Raw genomic sequence first — 18834 nt, forward strand, 5'->3', positions numbered from 1 at the left:
GTGAATGAAGCGTTTGCGGTCAGCGGCCTCGGCGGGAACAACCTGACCTGCAACGGCTACTACACTGGTATGGTTGGTCCGGGCCTTCTCTACGATGGAAACACGTCTCCGCACCTGCCGTCGTGCAATCAACGAAACGTAGGAAATCCGACTCTTCGAGACCGCAAATGGTTTGATCGACCCTGCGAGGTGCGCCAATGAGCGTGATGATGGCCGATCTGGATTCCCGTTTCTTCGCAATGGATTGCGGCAGTTCCGTGCGACACGACGCCGACGTTGCGAGCAAAAAACATAGCTAACATTCTGAAATCACAAAGTTATTCAGGATGCTGTGGTGACCCTCATAACCTGAAGGTCACAGGTTCAAATCCTGCCCCCGCAACCAAAATATCTAACCATTACAAATGGTTATAATCCGACAAAAACACTTGTGTATAGGGCTCGCCGTTTTACCTCAACGCCACCTCAACGTTTTGCGAGCCCCCCTGAAACCCAGGGGCTCTTTTGCGTTTGACCTCCCCGACCTGAGCTCCCGTGCCATGGTCGCCTTCTTGACAAGCAATCCCGATATCGAGAAAAGCGGAGCATGGGGATGCGCGACCTCCCCACGAGGCGTCAGCTGAAGATCGCGTTCCAATCCTATCCGTCAATCCTGAGGAGGAACGCATATGCCTGCACCTGACGCCATTTCCTGTGAACAGCTGGCCGACTGACCTGCTCCCCTGAGAGTCCGCTATTTTAGGTTAGCTCTGTTTGGACCTGTCACGTTTTGTGCCGCCCCAAGTGCTCGTTTAAGCCACTTTCCGTTCGAAGGCGACCGGGCTTTTCCAGCCCAGTGCTGAGTGGCGTCGTCGCTGACGACGCATTCGGCCCAAAGCGGGACGCACAATCACGCATCTTGCCTTCTATCCGCTATCGGCCGGGCGCTTCATTTTCTTCGGCAACAGACCCGCATCTTTCTTCTTACAATTGAGCCAGGTGGCCTGGATGATCCCTGTCTTCGGTAAATCTTGGCAACCGGTGTGCCTTCTTCACCCTGCTTGATGAATGCCTTCTGTGCGTCAGGAAAATTTGATGCCTTCGCTATGTGGCCATGCCCGACAGGGCAAGATCGCCAGCGTCGTCAGACGCCTGTTCTGGGTCCGGGGCAGATCAGAGGATCGCGGGATTGTTCGACTTCTATCAACGGGGTTGCGTCGGGGTCGTTTTCAAAGCGGGCGATCAGGCCGGTGGGGCCGGAGAAGAAGCTCCAGCATTGCGGGCCCTGAGGGTCTTCGGAATAGACGAAACAGATCTGACCGTTTTGTTCATACCATCTGCCGGTCTGGCAGTCGTCATCCAGAAAGCGCCAGATCACGCGGCGGCCCGACAGATATTGCTCGGCGCCGTAGGGCGCGCCTGAATCGCCATAATACAGGGTCTTTCCGGTCGAATAGGTTTCGAATTCCTGCGCCGTCATCGGGGTTTCGGCCAGGGCCGGGGTGATGGTCAGGATCAGGGCGGCGATGGCGCGATACATGGCGGCTCCGTTTGCTTGGGTCAGACTGCCAGATCATGCGTGGCCAGGCCAGCCACCTGTTCGTGAGCGGCCGTTTGCCGCCAACGCCGCGCGCGCCGATCCATCACCCGACGCCACAGATGCGGGGCCAGCGCCAGCGTTGCCATGGCTGGAAGGCCGGCGGGCAGGCGCGGGGCCTGATCGGGGGGCGGAAGGCGCAAGGCGGGAAAGGCGCGGATCGGATGGGCGTGATGGTCGGAATGGCGCGGTGCATTCAGCATCAGATGGCCGGAAAACCATGATCCGGCATTCCACGAATGGCGGTCGGTGACGGGTTCAAAGCCGCCCTTGGGGGTCGGGATGCGGGTCAGCCCGTAATGCTGAACATAATCTGACAGCAGCAATTGCAGCGTGGCATAGGCGGCCAATGCCACATAGGTGATCAGCCCCGGCAGGCCGAATGCGAACCCTGCCAGCGCCAGAAACGCTGCGCCACCCACAGTATAGATCACATAGGGATGCACGGGTGTGCCACGGCGCGGTTCTGCCTGCCACCCGGCGCGAAACGACCCGATCCAGGCGCGCGGCGCGAAATGGTAAAACCCTTCGCCCAGCCGTGCGGTGTTGGGATCATCGGGCGTGGCGACGAACCGGTGATGCACCAGCCGGTGCGCCGATGTGTGATGCCCGAACAGATGCGCGATGAACACCCATTTGCCCAGCGTGAACAGGGGGCGCTGCGGGCGGTGGATCAGTTCATGCGCATTGGAATTGCCGATCTGGCCGAAGAACAGGCCAAAGGCGAAGAAGGCGGCGATGCGGGCGCCGATGCCCAGATCGCCATGCCCCGATACCGACCAGACGGCCAGCGCCATCAGCGGGAAATGCGCCAGCGCCAGCGTGACGGACAACCGGTTTGCCGCCGGAAATTCCCGATCCGGCGCCGCTGGGCCGGCGGCGCCGATCAGCCGGTCCAGCGCGAAGGTCAGCACAGTCATATAGGCCAGCGCCAGCACGATCCAGAAGCCGCCCAACACCGCCCCCAGCCCCAACAGGGGCAGCGGCATCAGGGTGACAAGGGCAAAGGGCAGAACCGGGCGCGACATGGCGCCAAGCCTAGCATGAGATTTGCCGCCGGGGCAGGGGGCGCGGCCTGCATTTCTGGCCTTGCCGTCTTCCATCGCCGGGCCGATACCCTTAAGTGACAGACAGACGGAGGCATCATGGCGTTTTTCAACAAGCTTAAAGACCGGCTGTTCAAATCCTCTTCCAGGCTGGAAGAAGGGTTGCAGGCGATTGTCGATGATGGCGGCAGTGCCGACCCGGTTGAGGTGCCGACCCCGTCCGCACCCGAACCGTCGCCCGAGCCCACCCCGGTGCCCGACAGGCCCGATCCCGCGCCCGCACCACCACAGCCGTCCGAACCCGAACCGCAGCCGGTGCCGACGCGGCCCATACCCCACCCCCCCGTCGATCCGACCCCCGCGCCAGAGCCCTTGAACGTGCCAGATCCGGGCGGCGATGTGATTGATCCTGCCCGCCCGCAGGAAATTCCGGTGCAGCCCGATCCGCTGCCAGAGGAAGCCCCGGCCGAGATGCCGACCTATATGCCTGGCGTCGAAATCGGCGAAACCGTGCAAAAGCCCGGCTTTCTGGGCCGGATACTGGGGCGCGGCGCTGCCGCCCCCGTCATGCGCCGCACGCTGGACGACGCCATGCTGGAAAGCCTGGAAGAGCTGTTGATCAGCGCCGATATGGGCGTGGACACGGCCCTGCGGGTGACGGCGAACATGGCCGAGGGCCGGTTTGGCCGCAAACTGTCGGTGGATGAAATCAAGACGTTGCTGGCGTCAGAGATCGCCCGCATCATGGAACCGGTCGCGCGCCCCATGCCGATCTATCCAAAGCGCCCGCAGGTGGTTCTGGTGGTCGGCGTCAACGGGTCGGGCAAGACCACAACGATCGGCAAGCTGGCCAGCCAGTTCCGCGCCGCCGGCAAATCGGTGGTGATCGCCGCGGGCGATACGTTTCGCGCCGCCGCCGTTGAACAGTTGCAGGTCTGGGGGGATCGCGCCGGGGTGCCGGTGCTGACCGCGCCCGAAGGATCAGACCCGGCCAGCCTGGCCTTCGATGCGATGACCCGGGCACAGGCCGATGGGGCCGATCTGTTGCTGATCGACACCGCAGGCCGGTTGCAGAACCGCGCCGATCTGATGGAGGAGCTGTCCAAGATCGTGCGCGTCATCCGCAAGAAAGACCCCGACGCGCCGCATAATACACTGCTGGTGCTGGATGCCACCACCGGGCAAAACGCGCTGCGCCAGGTGGAAATCTTTCAGAAACTGGCCGATGTCACGGGGCTGGTGATGACCAAGCTGGATGGCACCGCAAGGGGCGGCGTTCTTGTGGCGCTGGCAGACAAGTTCGGCCTGCCGATCCATGCCATCGGCGTGGGCGAACAGATCGACGATCTGGCGCCGTTCGATCCGCAAGATTACGCAGATGCGATTCTTGGGGCGCGGCACGATGGCTAGTCGCCGTCATCCGGCTCTGGATGTGCGATGGATTTGAAGACAATGCGCATCAGCCACAGCACGATTACCGCCAGCAAACTGGCCAGCATGGCCAGGGCGATGTTTCCCACGCCGCAGGTCAGGCCGATGGCTCCGGCCATCCACATACTGGCGCCCGTCGTCAGGCCATGCACCTTTCCCCCCGAAGTGATGATCGAGCCGGCGGCCAGAAACGCCACGCCAGATGTCACAGCCTCGATCAGGCGCAACGGATCGGAATTGGCTTGGGTTTGTGCGGGAAAATGCGCCAGATCAAAGGCAATCAAGGTGAACAGGCAGGCCGCCAGCGAAATCAGGATATGGGTCCGCAATCCGGCGCTTCGGTGGCGCAATTCGCGCTCCCACCCCAATATTCCAGCCAGGACAATTGCGAACAGCAGGCGCACCAATGCCTTTTCCCAGGTGATATATGGGAAAGGATCCGCAAAGTCGGACAGCAGCCCGCGCGCCGAGGTCAAAAGTTGTTCCAACATTTGCCAACAAACGTGGCTGTGCCGTGCATGGTTCCCTCATGATTGTATTGCCATATGAGCGCGTTTTTCGTTGGCCTTGAAGGCACCGAGGCCGGCCGGGTTGCGGCCCTGTGTCTGGCCGTGCTGGCGGCCCTGCTGCACGCCACCTTTGCCGCGTTGCAAAAGGGGCGGCATGACCCGTGGCTGACGCGCGGTTCCATTGATGTCAGCCTGATTTTGGTGTCGCTGCCGCTGGCCTTGCTGGTGGTGCCGCTGCCGCAGGGGCGCGAATGGTGGCTGATCGCGGGCACAATCCCCATTCATTTCGTTTATAAGCTGGGCATGGCCATGGCGCTCAGCCGGGGGGCGTTCACCGTGGTTTACCCGGTGGTGCGCGGCACCGCGCCGCTGGCAACCATTCTGGGCGCGGCGATGGTATTCGGCGAGGTCTTTACCCCTGTGCAATGGCTGGGGGTGGCGGTGCTGCTGGGCGGTATCTTCGGGCTGGCGATCTATAACCTGCGCCATGTGGTGTTGGAGCGTGACACGCTGGTGGCCGCGCTGACATTGGCCGTGGCCACCGGGCTGATGGTGGCGGTTTACACCAATTACGATGCTTACGGCATCCGCGCCACACCCGACCCGTTCACCTTTCTGATCTGGTTCTTTCTGGTGACGGCCTTTGATTTTCCGGTCATCGCAGCACTGCGGTATCGGAATATGGCCAATCGTCCGGCGCTGGGGCCACTGTTGGTGCGCGGGGCCATCGGCGCGGTGTTTGCATATGGCAGTTTCGGGGCGATCATGCTGGCCACCCGGCTGGACAAGGTCGGCGAGGCGGCCATGCTGCGCGAAACATCGACCGTTTTCGCCGCCCTGATCGGCTGGCTGGTGTTGAAGGAAACCGTGGGGCCGCGCCGTTTTGCGTTGATGACCATGATCGCGGTTGGGGCCATAATAATCGAACTGGGCGCATAGGAGGCTGGGAATGGCACGAAAACCGATCAATCCGGCGGTCAAGATAGGGCTGGAACTGGGGCCTGTGATCGCCTTTTTCGTGGCTTATCTGCTGGTGCGCGATCGCAGCTTCATGATCGCGGGCACCGAATATGACGGGTTCATACTGGTTACGGCAGGGTTCATCCCGCTGCTGCTGATCTGCACCGGGCTGCTGTGGGCATTAAGCGGACATCTGTCGAAGATGCAGATCATGACGGCGGTTCTGGTCGTGGTCTTTGGCGGGCTGAGCGTGTGGTTGAACGATGACCGGTTCTTCAAGATGAAGCCCACGATGATCTATGCGCTGTTTGCCGGCATTCTGGGGTTCGGGATGCTGCGCCGGAAATCCTATCTGCAATATGTGATGGAAGGGATGATGCCGCTGCAACCTGAAGGCTGGCGTATCCTGACCCTGCGCGTGACGCTGTTCTTCTTGGGGCTGGCCGTGCTGAACGAGGTGATCTGGCGCACCATGTCCACCGATGCCTGGGTGAATTTCAAGACATTCGGCCTGACGGCGGCGGTGTTCGCGTTTTTCATGGCGCAGGGCAAGCTGTTCAAGACATACGGCATCGACAACAAGGGTGACGGGCAGGGCTGAAGGGGGGCCTAAGAATTTTCCCGAAAATTCTTAGGCTGAAAAATCTTCGGGAAGATTTTTCAGATCCGCGTGTTTCAACGGTTCATCACCCCGCCAGATCAGATATGATTGGATGGTCCATGTGTCGCCCCCGCCGCGCGATGCATGCAAGCCTCTTGATAGAGATCAAGGAGAAACCGCAGCAAAACGGTTAGTCACCGGGTGTCCGAGGCAAGCAATCGGCATTCGATATGATTTCACGTCGCGCTATTGTCGCTTCCGGGGTGTCGGCCGCCATTGTCGGTGCTGCTGGATATTCTTTTTGGCCGCGTCTGGGGGGATATGAAGATATCGCCAAGGATCAGCGTCGCCCCGTATCTGCCGACCCGGATTTGGTTGAACTGGCGCGTTTCGCGGCGCTGGCCGCCAACGGGCATAACACGCAGCCGTGGAAATTCCGTCTGGACGGGGCCACGGTGTCCATCCTTCCCGATTTTGCGCGGCGGACGCCGGTTGTCGATCCTGATGACCACCATCTTTATGTCAGCCTGGGATGCGCCACAGAAAACCTGCGGGTCGCGGCAAATTCCACGGGCCGCTTTGCTGAGCTTGCGTTCCAAAACGGCCCGCAGATAAAGATCGACATTTCACTTAACCCTGGTCCCGTGCGGGATGGCGTGCTTGGGCAGGCCATCCCGTTGCGCCAATCGACGCGATCCGAATATGACGGACAACCGATTTCTGCGTCTGACATCGCTCTTTTGCACGCGGCGGCCCAACAAGAGGGCGTGTCGGTTCTGATCTTTACCGAAGCCTCTGACCGCGACGCCATTCTTGACCTTGTTGTCGAAGCCAACAGCGCACAGATGGATGATCCGGCCTTTGTGGCCGAGCTGCGCGATTGGATCAGGTTTTCGCCCGGTCAGGCCCTTGCGACGCGGGACGGGCTGTTTACCGCCTGCACGGGTAATCCGGTCGCGCCAGCGTGGATCGCGAAACCGATGTTCGACATGTTCTTTCAAAAAGACAGCGAGAATGACAAATATCGAAGTCAGATCCGGTCATCCGCCGGGGTGGCGGTTTTCGTTGGTGATGCCGGGGATCCCGAACATTGGGTCAAGGTTGGGCGCAGTTTTCAACGTTTCGCACTTCAATCCACGGTGCTTGGCATTCGCAACGCGCATATCAATCAACTCATCGAAGTGGCGAAGGTTCGTCCGGAATTCGCGCGCTGGCTGGGAATGCCAGACGCGCGTCCCGATCTGGTGGTGCGGTTTGGCCGCGCACCGGCACTTCCCATGTCGCTACGACGTCCGGTCGCGCAGATCATAGTCTGATTTGATCGGCGGGCCGGCCTGCAATCTGCGCATGGCGGTGTTTTTGTATTATGCCCGCGCCTGACAGGCCCGTTCTTATCCTTTTTGCCCGAACAGGATCTTCTGGGCGTCCTTGTCCTGCCCGGTTTCCTGCACCGCCTGTCGGAATTCTTCGCCGACGGCGCGACCGCGTTGCACGGCAGGCCGGTCCCCCACATCGCGCAGCCAGCGTGCCATGTTTGGTTTGTCGTCCAGCACCTGTTGCTGGCCTTCCCACAGCGATGCCCAGGGCCAGATTGCCATATCGGCAATCGAAAAGAAATCGCCCGCCACAAAGGGCTGTGCCGCCAGTTGCGTGTCCAGCACCCGGTACAGGCGGCTGACCTCATTTCGATACCGATCCTTGGCATAGGGCAGATCCTGCGGCGGCTCCATCGCCGGGGCGTATTTCAGGAAGTGATGTGCCTGGCCCGCCATCGGGCCGACCCCGCCCATCTGCCACATCAGCCATTGATCGACCGCCACCCGGTCGCGTTCGGATGCGCCATAGAACTGGCCTGTCTTGCGGGCCAGATATTGCAGGATCGCGCCGGATTCGAAGATCGAGATCGGCGCGCCACCCGGGCCCTCGGGATCAATGATCGCGGGCATCCGGTTATTGGGCGCGATTTTCAGGAAATCGGGGGCGAACTGATCGCCCTTGCCGATATTGATGGGCGTCACGTGATAGGGCAGGCCCATTTCTTCCAGCGCGATTGTGATTTTCCAGCCATTGGGCGTGGGCCAATAGAACAGCTCGATCATCGGGAAACTCCTTTGCAGTTACCCTTCAGGATGAGGCTTTTCCCGCAAAGGGCAAGGGCGCAGTGATGCGTGGCGGCGCAAGAAGCCGTGACCAGCGCGGGCTGGCGGTGCCGGGCAGGGTGGCGCGCAGCCTGTCCATCGGCAGGGCGCCGGACAAGATCGCGCGATACAGGTCGAACATGCCGGGGCGCAGATAGGGGCTCCAATGACAGACGCGGCGCGCGGGGGGCGCCACGGGATGGCCCAGCCCGGCCAGGGCGGACAGGGTATCGGCATGGTCGATCTGCAGGGTCAGCCAGTTGGGCCGCGCCACGGTGCCCAGCCCCAGCGCCCGGTCGGCGGGGCGGTGCGGGGCCACCAGCCCTTCCAGCGCCGCGTCATAGATATCGTTTTCGCGGCTGGCGACGTTCAGAAAGTCGCCTGCGTGCCCGGCGGGGCTGTCCAGGGCGGCGCGGGTGCGGCTGGTCAGTTCGGCCGGCGCCATCAGTATGGCGCGCATCGGCATGGGGCGTGCCATCCGGGGCAGGGCTGACAGGGCCACGCGCGCGCCCAGCGAATGGGCCAGCACCCCAACCGGCGCATCGGGGCGCAGATCGGCGATCATGTCCAGCAACCGCGCCAGCGCCTGCCCGGCCTGCGCGGCGCGCGCGTAAGCGCCCCAGATATGACCGGTGGCCTGCCAGCCAAAGCCGATGCACAGCCCTTCGTCGGTGCGCGTCCCGTCAAAGCCCAGATGGCGCGGCCAGGACCGCGCGCGCCGGTCACGCGGCAGCGGTGTCAGCGACAGGATATGGGCATGCGGGTTGCGATCGGGGCGGAAGGGCGAAAACCGGAAGCCATGGATCAAGATGGTGACCGGCCCCGGCCCCTGCGCCATTGCGCGGGTCAAAACGGTATGCAGATCACCCCCGCCAGCAGGGGCGGGCTGATCGGCACAGGCATTGATCTGGACAAGCGGCATTGCAGCACCCACCATATCTTGCGGTCATGCCCTAAGGCATCCATACGACAGGTGCATGAAGCCGGTGTTACGGTTGCGTGACGTGGCTTGACTGTAACAGGGGGCGGCGCTATGCCCTTGGGCGTGGCGCTTTGTTTACCGGATTGCGGGCCACGTTAAACAAGCCGCTAAAGAGGTCTGGGTTGCATCCGCACCCCCGTCCTTTTGCCGGTCGGGGGTTTTTCTTTGCGCGAAAGGGTGCGCCGATGACTGAGTGGAGCAAACGCACGAAACAGGTGCATGCCGGCACCCGCCGCAGCCAATATGGCGAGGTGGCAGAGGCGATCTTTCTGACACAGGGCTTTGTCTATGACACCGCCGAACAGGCCGAGGCGCGGTTTGTCGAACTGGGTGAGGATGAATTCATCTATGCCCGTTACGGCAACCCCACCGTGCGCATGTTCGAAGAACGCATCGCCGCGCTGGAAGGGGCCGAAGATGCCTTTGCCACCGCCAGCGGCATGGCGGCGGTCAACGCCTCGCTGATGTCGATCGTAAAGGCCGGCGACCGGGTTGTGGCCGCGCGGGCCTTGTTCGGATCGTGCCTGTATATCCTGGAATCCATCCTGGCCCGCTTCGGGGTCGAGGTGGTGATCATCGACGGCATGGACCCTGCGCAGTGGAAAGCGGCCCTGACACCGGGCACGAAGGCGGTGTTCTTTGAATCCGTTTCCAACCCCACGCTGGAAGTCATTGATATCAAATATGTCTGCGACTTGGCCCATGATGTTGGCGCGCTGGTCGTGGTCGATAATGTCTTTGCCACGCCGGTGTTTTCGCGGGCGATCGAACAGGGCGCCGATGTGGTGGTCTATTCGGCGACCAAGCATATCGACGGGCAGGGGCGCTGTCTGGGCGGTGTGGTTCTGGGCAGCAGGGATTACATCCGCAACACGCTGGAACCCTATCTGAAACATACCGGCGGCGCGCTGTCGCCGTTCAATGCCTGGGTGATGCTCAAGGGGCTGGAAACGCTGGATTTGCGGGTGCGCGCGCAGACGGCAACCGCGCAATATCTGGCCGAACAGTTGCAGGGCCATCCGGCGTTGTCGCAGGTGATCTATCCGGGGCTGGCCAGCCATCCGCAACACGATCTGGCCATGGCGCAGATGGGGGCGGGCGGCACCGTGGTGGCGTTTGAAGTCAAGGGCGGGCGCGACGGGGCCTTTCGGTTTCTGAACGCGCTGAAGCTGGTGATCATGTCGAACAATCTGGGTGACGCCAAAAGCCTGATCACGCATCCGGCCACGACCACCCATCAGCGCCTGACGCCCGAACAGAAGGTGACGCTAGGCATTTCGCCGGGCCTTGTGCGCCTGTCGATCGGGCTGGAAGACCCTGCCGATCTGCTGTCCGATCTGAAGGGCGCGCTGGCCGCGGTGTGATTCTTCGGCCCCGCTGTAGACTTGTGCCCTTGCGATATTACATAATGCCGCATGGTCGTGGGGCCGCAGGAGGGATTGATGAATATCCGCACCCAGGAACCGGGCGAGGATGACGCCCGCGCTGCGCTGGCACTGCTGCGTCGCTGGGCGGATACCGCCAGTGACGCGGAAATTCAGGCTGTAGATCCAACCCTGCTGCGGCTGATCGACGGGGAACAGCCGCTGAACCGTATCTATGCCCATAATTTCATTGCCGACGACGCCTATCGCGCCACTTTGCCCGATCTGCAGAATGGCCCGTCCAGCCTGATCCGCGGCGCGCAGCAGCAGATCCAGCATGTCGGTATTTCGAATTTCCGCCTGCCAATCCGGTTTCGCAGCCGCGACAATGGCGATCTGACGCTGGATACATCCGTAACCGGCACGGTCAGCCTTGAGGCGGAAAAGAAGGGCATCAACATGTCGCGCATCATGCGCAGCTTTTATGCCCATTCGGAACGTGCGTTCAGTTTCGAGGTGATCGAAGCCGCGCTGGACGATTACAAACGTGATCTGGACAGTTTCGATGCCCGGCTGATGATGCGCTTTGCCTTTCCGGTGCTGCGCCCGTCGCTGCGGTCAGGGCTGCAGGGCTATCAGTATTACGACATCGCGCTAGAGGTGGTCGATCAGGGTGGATCGCGGCTGCGTATCCTGCACGTGGATTATGTCTATTCTTCCACCTGCCCCTGTTCGCTGGAACTGGCCGAACATGCGCGCGCCCTGCGCGGGCAACTGGCCACGCCCCATGCGCAACGTTCGGTCGCGCGTCTGTCTGTGGCGCTGCGCCCGGGCGGTGATTGCCTGTGGTTCGAAGACCTGCTGGATATCTGCCGCGCCGCCGTGCCGACCGAAACACAGGTGATGGTCAAGCGCGAGGATGAACAGGCCTTTGCCGAACTGAACGCCGCCAATCCGATGTTTGTCGAAGACGCGGTGCGGCTGTTTTGCGAAGGGCTGCGGGCCGATCCGCGCATCGGCGATTTCCGCGTTGTGGCCAGCCATCAGGAAAGCCTGCACAGCCATGATGCCGTCAGCGTGCTGACCGAAGGCGATACCTTTGCCACCAGCAGTCTGGACCCGCATCTGTTCGGATCGCTGATTCACAAGGGTTAGGGTGCTTGACAGGCGCGCGTGCGGCGGCCAAGCCTGCATCCATGATCGACCTGCGCCCCGTTGGATATGTCATCGGCCTTCTGATCGCTGCGCTGGGCGTGGCGATGCTGTTGCCGATGGTTGTGGATCTGATGCACCGCAACGGCGAATGGTCGGTCTTTTTGAACGCGGCCATTCTGACAACGCTGACCGGCGGGGTGATGGCGCTGGCCTCGTCGAACGGGGTGCAGGCACGGCTGACCCTGCAGCAGATGTTCCTGCTGACAACGGGCGTGTGGTTGCTGCTGCCGGTGTTCGGATCAATCCCCTTTGTGATCGGCGCCACCGAGGCGCGCGTCGTGGATGCGTTTTTCGAGGCCATGTCCGGCCTGACCACCACTGGATCAACCGTGTTCAGCGGGCTGGACGGCCTGCCACGCGGGTTGCTGTTGTGGCGGTCCATGCTGCAATGGTTCGGGGGTATCGGCATCATCGTGGTGGCGATGGTGTTTCTGCCCGAATTGAAGGTGGGCGGCATGCAGATCTTCCGCTCCGAGGCCTTTGACACATCCGGCAAGGTGCTGCCACGCGCCACCCAGATCGCATCACGCATCGGGGTGGCCTATGTTGCGTTGACGCTGGCCTGTTTCCTGTGTTTCCTTCTGGTGGGGATGGAGGTGTTCGACGCGCTGAACCACGCGCTGACGACCATGTCGACGGGCGGATTTTCAACACGGGACGCCTCGTTCGGGGCGTTTCAGGGCGCGCCGGAATATGTGGCATCCGTCTTCATGGTTCTGGCCAGTCTGCCCTTTGTCCGCTATGTGCAGATCATGACCGGCCACAGCCAGCCGATGTGGCGCGATACGCAGGTGCGCGCCTTTTTATATACCGTTCTGGCGCTGGTCGTGCTGCTGACGGCGTATCGGATCTTCGTCAATCTGGACCATCCTGAACATGCCTTCCGCGAGGCAGTGTTCAACATAACCTCGATCATCACCGGTACCGGCTTTGCCTCGGTGGATTATCAGCTTTGGGGGGCTTTCCCGCTGGTGATGTTCTTTTTCATCGGTCTGGTGGGGGGCTGCGCGGGGTCGACCTGCTGTTCGATCAAGATCTTCCGGTTTCAGCTGTTGTTTGCCTCGATCCGCACCCAGATCCGGCGTCTGCACACCCCCAATGGCATGTTCACCCCGCGCTATAACGGGCGGCCGGTGTCACATGACGTGCTGTCATCGGTCATGGCGTTCTTCGTGATGTTTGTGACCAGCCTTGGCGTGCTGTCGGTGCTGCTGGGGCTGACGGGGCTGGATTTCATGACCTCGGTTTCGGGTGCGGCCACGGCGCTGGCCAATATCGGCCCCGGTCTGGGCGACATGATCGGCCCGGCCGGCAATTTCGCGGGGCTGAACGATACCGCGAAATGGCTGCTGGCCGGGGCGATGCTGGTTGGCCGGCTGGAGCTTCTGGTCGTCTATGCCTTGCTGACCGTGAAGTTCTGGCGCGGTTAATTCCAGCAGGCGATGCGGACGGTCATGTTCGCCGCCTGAATCGCCAGGTCTTCCGGGGCAAGGTGTGCTGCCGTTTCAGCGGCAATCATCTTTACATCATGCCCCAGCAAAAACTCTGCGATTGCAGGGACATCCGCAGCAAAGTTTACATCCAGCGGTAATTGGCGCTGACCGTCCTGACGGGGCAGAAGCGCGCCCAGTGCCGCCCCTGTCATATCCACAACCGCGCCCCCCACATCGCCTGGCAGCGTGGTCAGCGTCAGGCGCGCGACATCGGCTTGCCCGTCCAGCCCGGTCAGATCGGCCAGCGTGCCGAAGGTAAGCACCGGTTCATTCAACGCCGTGCCATAGGCATAGCCCGCCACCGCGATTTCGGATTGCAGCCGTGGCGTGCCGGTCTGAAAGGATGCGATGGCGATCGGGGCCAGGGGCTGTTGTGGTTTCAAAAGGGCCAGCCCGCTGGCCGCATCGCTTGCGGCCAGATCGACGGCAAGTTCATCCTCGATCGTGATGCGTCCGCATTGATCCAGCCCGTTGGCGGCGGTCAGGATCAGGCCACGCGCATCGACAAAGAACCCGGTCTGCACACGGGTGGGGCGGCGGATATCCAGCCCCGACAACTGATCGGGATGCTGCGCCACAGCGGCGCCCAGCGTTTCATCCAGCGCCTTGTCGCCATAGGGGTCAAAACTGTCGCGCATCATCTGGGCCGCGCGCGTCATCAGCTTTTCATCCTCGGGCCGCCAGATCAGCATGAAGCCCTTGACGGTTCCGCCCGCCAGCGTGGCATAGGCATAGGATTGCAGCCGGTCATTGCTGCCGGTCAGAAGGAACGAACTGGCATTCAGTTCGCGCGGGCCACGCAAGGGCACGATTTCCAGGGTTTGCAGCACGTCATACAGCGCCGCCAGCGTATCGCGATTGCCCGGCTGGCTGATCAGCAAGACCCGCACGCCACTGTCCCCCTTGCTGTCATATTGAACGAAAGGCGGGGCGAAACGGGCAAAATCGACCAGCCCGGCAGGGATCTGGATGCGCAGGCCCGCCTCGACGCGGTCGACGGGCTGCATATCCAGTTTCGCCAGGGCGGCAAGATAGTTCTTTTCCAGTTCAATCAGCTGGCGCGGGGTCAGAACACCGGTGGGTTCAAAACCCATGGCGATCTGCCAGGTCGCCATCGCGTTGCGGGTGCCCGGCCCGAAGGCACCGTCGATGGCGGCATTGTAGAAGCCCTCCCATTGCAGGGCCTCTTGCACCTTGCGGCGATCTTCGGCGGTCAGGCTGGCCTCGTTGCGGCGGGCCTCTGGCAGAGACATCTCGGCGGGGCCGGCCTGTGGAATGGGCGCGATTGCGGTTGGCGTGGGTCGGCTTTCGCCATCGGGCCAGATCTGGCGCACGAAATTGCGCCCGTCGGCGATGAAGGAATCCCCCGGAACCTGACCGGTCAGCCGCAGATCATTCAGGCGCTGGGCGGCAAGGGGCGCATCATAGGGGCCCATGGTGATGGCATACCAGCCGCTGCGCAATTCGTATCCGCTGACATCGGGAAATACGCTGGCATAGGCCTGCAGGCGTTCCTGCACCTGCGCAAGTGTCGGCTGTGCCTCGACCTGAACCCAGGCGGATTGCTGTGCCTGTGCCGGCGGTGTCCAAAGCGATATGATTGCAAGCAGCGCCAGTATTCTGATCATGTTACACTTGTCCCTCGTCATTGTTTACCGGTCCGAATCCTTGGCAGACCCTATCAAAGACGGTTTTGTTTGCACGTGCATAATCTATTGCCGCGCCGCCTGATTGACCCTGCCGCGCCGCTTGCCTATTGAAGCGCAGACCGCGACCACAGGGGCAAACCGATGAGCCACAGCAAACCGCGAAGCTTTCAGGACATCCTGCTGCGGCTTCAGAATTACTGGGCGGCGCAGGGCTGCGCGATCTTGCAGCCTTATGACATGGAAGTGGGCGCGGGGACGTTCCACCCGGCCACAACGCTGCGCGCGCTGGGCACGCGGCCCTGGGCGGCGGCCTATGTTCAGCCGTCGCGCCGTCCCACCGACGGGCGCTATGGCGAAAACCCCAACCGGCTGCAGCATTACTATCAGTATCAGGTCATCATCAAACCCAGCCCGCCCGATCTTCAGGCGCTGTATCTGGGTTCGCTGGCCGCCATCGGCATCGACGCAGGCCTGCACGACATCCGCTTTGTCGAGGATGACTGGGAAAGCCCGACGCTGGGCGCCTGGGGCCTGGGATGGGAGGTGTGGTGCGACGGGATGGAAGTATCGCAGTTCACCTATTTCCAGCAGGTCGGCGGCCATGACTGCCACCCGGTTTCGGGCGAGCTGACCTATGGGCTGGAACGGCTGGCCATGTATGTGCTGGGCGTGGATCACGTGATGGACATGCCCTTCAACGACCCGCAAAGCCCGATCGCGCTCAGCTATGGCGATGTGTTCCGCCAGACCGAACAGGAATACAGCCGCTGGAATTTCGATCAGGCCGACACCGATGCATTGTTCCAGCATTTCATGGATGCCGAGACCGAATGCCAGCGCATTCTGGCCGCCCCGGCCGATGACCCCAGAACCGGACAGCGCATCGTGATGGCCCATCCGGCTTATGACCAGTGCATCAAGGCAAGCCACCTGTTCAATCTGCTGGACGCACGCGGGGTGATTTCCGTGACCGAACGGCAGGCCTATATCGGCCGGGTGCGTGCGCTGGCCAAGGCCTGCGCCGATGCCTTCGTGACCACTGCGGCAGGCGGGTGGGTGCCCGAGAAGGCCACCACATGAACGGTCGCGTCATCGCAGGTTTGATCATCGTTGTTGCCCTGGCGATGGGCCTGGGCATGTATTACGCGCAGGTCTATGCCTATTACGACCGGGTCGTGCCCAACGGGGTTGACGATGTGCGCCTGACGTCGGTGGCGACGGGCCAGCCCGAAGCCATTACCTATGACGATTTCCAGGCCATTGACGCGGTCAGTTCACCGGTGCGGTATCGCGCCTGTTTCACCACGTCCCTGTCGGGCGCGATGCTGGGTGAAACCTATGTGATCGCTGAGGACCCCGCGCCGCTGACCGGGCCGGGTTGGTTTTCCTGTTATGACGCCACAGCGATAGACGAGGCGCTGCAACAGGGCCGCGCCATCGCCTTTGTGGGGCAGGAAAACGTCACCTATGGCATTGACCGCATGATCGCGATTTTCGACGACGGGCGCGGCATGGCCTGGAACCAGATCAATCATTGCGGCGAATTTGTCTTTGATGGCAAACCCGCCCCCGAGGGTTGCCCGCCCGCACCGGAGAAGAACTGATGCCCGACCTGCTGATCGAACTGTTTTCCGAAGAAATTCCGGCGCGGATGCAGGCCGCCGCGCGCGAGGCGCTGAAAAAGCGCGTGACCGACGGGCTGGTGGATGCGGGACTGACCTATGCCTCGGCGGCGGCGTTTTCGACACCGCGCCGGCTGGCGCTGACGGTTCAGGGCCTGTCCGATGCCAGCCCGACCGTGACCGAGGAACGCAAGGGCCCGCGCACCGACGCGCCCGAACAGGCGCTGGACGGGTTCTTGCGTTCCACCGGGCTGACACGTGACCAGTTGGTGGCACGGGATGACAAAAAGGGTCAGGTCTGGTTCGCGCGGCTGACCGTGCCGGGGCGCCCGGCGGCGGATATCGTGGCGCAGGTGCTGGACGACACGATCCGCAATTTCCCCTGGCCGAAATCCATGCGCTGGGGCGCGGGCACCCTGCGCTGGGTGCGGCCATTGCATTCGATCCTGTGCATCCTGACCGATCAGGCGGGCGCGCAGGTCGTGCCGCTGACGGTTGACGGGATCGTGGCGGGCAATGTCACGCAGGGCCACCGGTTCATGTCGAAGGGCGCGATCAAGGTGTCGTCGTTCGATGACTACACGGCCAAACTGAAAAAGGCATTTGTCGTGCTGGACCCGGCAGAGCGCGCCGATCACATCTGGCACGACGCCACCAACATGGCGTTCGCGCAGGGGCTTGAGGTGGTCGCCGACGACGCCCTGCTGGCCGAGGTTGCCGGGCTGGTCGAATGGCCGGTCGTGCTGATGGGTCAGATCGGCGCGGCGTTTCTGGACCTGCCGCCCGAGGTGCTGCAGACATCCATGCGTGAACATCAAAAGTTCTTCTCGGTGCGCGACCCGAAATCGGGCCGGATTGTTCGATTCGTGACAGTCGCCAACCGCGAAACCGCCGACAATGGCGCGACGATCCTGGCCGGAAACCAGAAAGTGCTGTCCGCCCGGCTGTCGGATGCGGCGTTTTTCTGGGAAAACGATCTGCGCACCGTGCGCGCGGTGGGCCTTGAAGGCATGGCCAAGGGGCTGGCCGATGTCACCTTCCACAACAAGCTGGGCAGCCAGGCCGAGCGGATCGAACGTATCGCAGCACTGGCGCGCGAGATCGCGCCGCTGGTCGGCGCCAAGCCCGATCTTGCCGCCGAGGCCGCCCGCGTGGCCAAGGCCGATCTGCAATCGGCGATGGTCGGCGAATTCCCCGAATTGCAGGGGATCATGGGCGGCTATTACGCCCGCGACCGTGGTCTGTCGGATGCCGTGGCAAACGCCTGCCACGCCCATTATCAGCCGCTGGGGCCCAGCGACGATGTGCCGACCGACCCGGTTTCGGTCGCCGTGGCGCTGGCCGACAAGATCGACACGCTGACCGGGTTCTGGTGGATCAATGAGAAGCCGACTGGTTCGAAAGATCCGTTCGCTTTGCGGCGGGCAGCGTTGGGCGCTGTTCGACTTGTATTGCAAAATGGGATTCGGATCAGCCTTTTGCAAATCTTTCTCGAAGCTTATTCGGCACACGACGCGAAATCGTCTGGCGAACTTTTTAGAGAAGAGTTGGACGCTAAAGCAGCCGCTGCACGCTGGCTTGGCGTTTCGCCACAAGAAGCCGATAGAATTTACGATGCAGTTTATGCTGAAAGACAGCGCCTCGGTCGTATCGACACCAGCCTCATCGACTTGAAAATCGACTGGAGTGTAATTCCTCATCCCGGGGCCGACCTCCTCTCCTTCCTCCACGACCGCCTCAAGGTCTACCTTCGCGATCAGGGCATTCGCCATGACGTGATCGACGCCTGCCTTGTGATGCCCAATAATGACGATCTGACGCTGCTGGTGGCCCGCGCCACAGCGCTGAACGACACGCTGAAAACCGAGGACGGCACCAACCTGTTGCAGGGCTTCAAGCGCGCCAACAATATCCTGAGCGCCGAGGAAGCGAAGGATGGCGTCGAATATCGCTATGGTCCCGATGTGAAATTCGCCGAAGACCCGGCGGAAAAGGCGCTGTTCGCCGCGCTCGATGCTGCCGATGCCACCATCGCGCCGGCGCTGAAATCCGAGGATTTCGCCGCCGCGATGGGCGCGATGGCCGCCCTGCGCGCCCCGATTGATGCGTTTTTCACCGCCGTTCAGGTCAATTCCGACAATCAGATCCTGCGGCGCAACCGGCTGAACCTGCTGCATCGTATCCGCGAGACCTGTTTGCAGGTCGCCGATCTGACGCGGATTGACGGGTAACAATAACGTAACGCTCT

Annotated in this window: 17 protein-coding genes and 1 riboswitch; of the genes, 11 read left to right on the plus strand and 6 right to left on the minus strand. The window is 62.1% G+C overall.

The window, feature by feature from the left end; genetic code table 11:
- Positions 1–201, plus strand: a 201-nt coding sequence (locus ACTCHC_RS08220; protein WP_463021998.1) for a hypothetical protein, incomplete at its 5' end; no start/stop codon positions are given.
- A 922-nt stretch (positions 202–1123) separates the two neighbouring features.
- Here ACTCHC_RS08220 and ACTCHC_RS08225 read toward each other — a convergent pair.
- On the minus strand, positions 1124–1519 hold the full coding sequence (locus tag ACTCHC_RS08225) for a hypothetical protein (RefSeq protein WP_463021999.1): 396 nt from the start codon (positions 1517–1519) through the stop codon (positions 1124–1126).
- Between the two features lie 20 nt (positions 1520–1539).
- Entirely contained in the window at positions 1540–2604 is a 1065-nt protein-coding gene (locus ACTCHC_RS08230; RefSeq protein ID WP_463022000.1) for an alkane 1-monooxygenase, read from the minus strand.
- A gap of 117 nt (positions 2605–2721) precedes the next feature.
- On the opposite strand from ACTCHC_RS08230, the gene ftsY reads away from it, so the two are divergent.
- Complete coding sequence (ftsY, locus tag ACTCHC_RS08235) at positions 2722–4032, plus strand: signal recognition particle-docking protein FtsY (protein ID WP_463022001.1); 1311 nt, start codon at positions 2722–2724, stop codon at positions 4030–4032.
- On the opposite strand, the gene ACTCHC_RS08240 is transcribed toward ftsY, so the two are convergent.
- Entirely contained in the window at positions 4029–4529 is a 501-nt protein-coding gene (locus ACTCHC_RS08240) for an MgtC/SapB family protein (protein ID WP_463022002.1), read from the minus strand. The genes ftsY and ACTCHC_RS08240 overlap by 4 nt on opposite strands.
- Before the next feature lie 69 nt (positions 4530–4598).
- On the opposite strand from ACTCHC_RS08240, the gene ACTCHC_RS08245 reads away from it, so the two are divergent.
- The 3 genes from ACTCHC_RS08245 to ACTCHC_RS08255 all read left to right on the plus strand — a co-directional run bounded on the left by ACTCHC_RS08245 (position 4599) and on the right by ACTCHC_RS08255 (position 7439).
- Positions 4599–5501 carry an EamA family transporter gene (locus ACTCHC_RS08245; RefSeq protein ID WP_463022003.1) on the plus strand — a complete coding sequence of 301 codons (903 nt, stop codon included), beginning with the start codon at positions 4599–4601 and terminating at the stop codon, positions 5499–5501.
- A 10-nt stretch (positions 5502–5511) separates the two neighbouring features.
- Entirely contained in the window at positions 5512–6123 is a 612-nt protein-coding gene (locus ACTCHC_RS08250; RefSeq protein WP_463022004.1) for an inner membrane-spanning protein YciB, read from the plus strand.
- 230 nt (positions 6124–6353) lie between these two features.
- On the plus strand, positions 6354–7439 hold the full coding sequence (locus ACTCHC_RS08255; RefSeq protein WP_463022005.1) for an Acg family FMN-binding oxidoreductase: 1086 nt from the start codon (positions 6354–6356) through the stop codon (positions 7437–7439).
- Between the two features lie 75 nt (positions 7440–7514).
- On the opposite strand, the gene ACTCHC_RS08260 is transcribed toward ACTCHC_RS08255, so the two are convergent.
- The gene (locus ACTCHC_RS08260; protein ID WP_463022006.1) at positions 7515–8222 is read right to left on the minus strand and encodes a glutathione S-transferase N-terminal domain-containing protein; all 708 of its coding nucleotides are present in this window, start codon (positions 8220–8222) and stop codon (positions 7515–7517) included.
- Between the two features lie 25 nt (positions 8223–8247).
- Complete coding sequence (locus tag ACTCHC_RS08265) at positions 8248–9183, minus strand: alpha/beta hydrolase (RefSeq protein WP_463022007.1); 936 nt, start codon at positions 9181–9183, stop codon at positions 8248–8250.
- Positions 9184–9296: 113 nt separating this feature from the next.
- A riboswitch (SAM riboswitch) is annotated at positions 9297–9375 on the plus strand.
- A gap of 53 nt (positions 9376–9428) precedes the next feature.
- Here ACTCHC_RS08265 and metZ point away from each other — a divergent pair.
- From metZ to ACTCHC_RS08280, 3 genes are all read left to right on the plus strand, one after another.
- Positions 9429–10607: an O-succinylhomoserine sulfhydrylase gene (gene metZ / locus ACTCHC_RS08270; RefSeq protein ID WP_463022008.1), complete on the plus strand. Its 1179-nt coding sequence runs from the start codon at positions 9429–9431 to the stop codon at positions 10605–10607.
- Positions 10608–10685: 78 nt separating this feature from the next.
- Positions 10686–11762: a GTP cyclohydrolase FolE2 gene (gene folE2, locus ACTCHC_RS08275; RefSeq protein WP_463022009.1), complete on the plus strand. Its 1077-nt coding sequence runs from the start codon at positions 10686–10688 to the stop codon at positions 11760–11762.
- 41 nt (positions 11763–11803) lie between these two features.
- On the plus strand, positions 11804–13252 hold the full coding sequence (locus ACTCHC_RS08280) for a TrkH family potassium uptake protein (RefSeq protein ID WP_463022029.1): 1449 nt from the start codon (positions 11804–11806) through the stop codon (positions 13250–13252).
- Here ACTCHC_RS08280 and ACTCHC_RS08285 read toward each other — a convergent pair.
- Entirely contained in the window at positions 13249–14943 is a 1695-nt protein-coding gene (locus tag ACTCHC_RS08285; protein WP_463022010.1) for a trypsin-like peptidase domain-containing protein, read from the minus strand. The two genes, ACTCHC_RS08280 and ACTCHC_RS08285, sit on opposite strands and share 4 nt — an antisense overlap.
- Before the next feature lie 162 nt (positions 14944–15105).
- Between ACTCHC_RS08285 and ACTCHC_RS08290 the strand changes: the two genes are divergently transcribed.
- The 3 genes from ACTCHC_RS08290 to glyS are packed head-to-tail and all read left to right on the plus strand — an operon-like array spanning position 15106 to position 18817.
- Complete coding sequence (locus tag ACTCHC_RS08290; RefSeq protein ID WP_463022011.1) at positions 15106–16044, plus strand: glycine--tRNA ligase subunit alpha; 939 nt, start codon at positions 15106–15108, stop codon at positions 16042–16044.
- Positions 16041–16568 (plus strand): DUF6446 family protein, encoded by a 528-nt coding sequence (locus tag ACTCHC_RS08295; RefSeq protein ID WP_463022012.1) that lies wholly within the window; start codon positions 16041–16043, stop codon positions 16566–16568. Before ACTCHC_RS08290 ends, ACTCHC_RS08295 begins: the two co-directional genes overlap by 4 nt.
- Complete coding sequence (gene glyS, locus ACTCHC_RS08300; RefSeq protein WP_463022013.1) at positions 16568–18817, plus strand: glycine--tRNA ligase subunit beta; 2250 nt, start codon at positions 16568–16570, stop codon at positions 18815–18817. The genes ACTCHC_RS08295 and glyS overlap by 1 nt, the downstream gene beginning before the upstream one ends.
- The last annotated feature ends 17 nt before the right edge of the window (positions 18818–18834 follow it).

The organism is Actibacterium sp. (assembly GCF_055134745.1).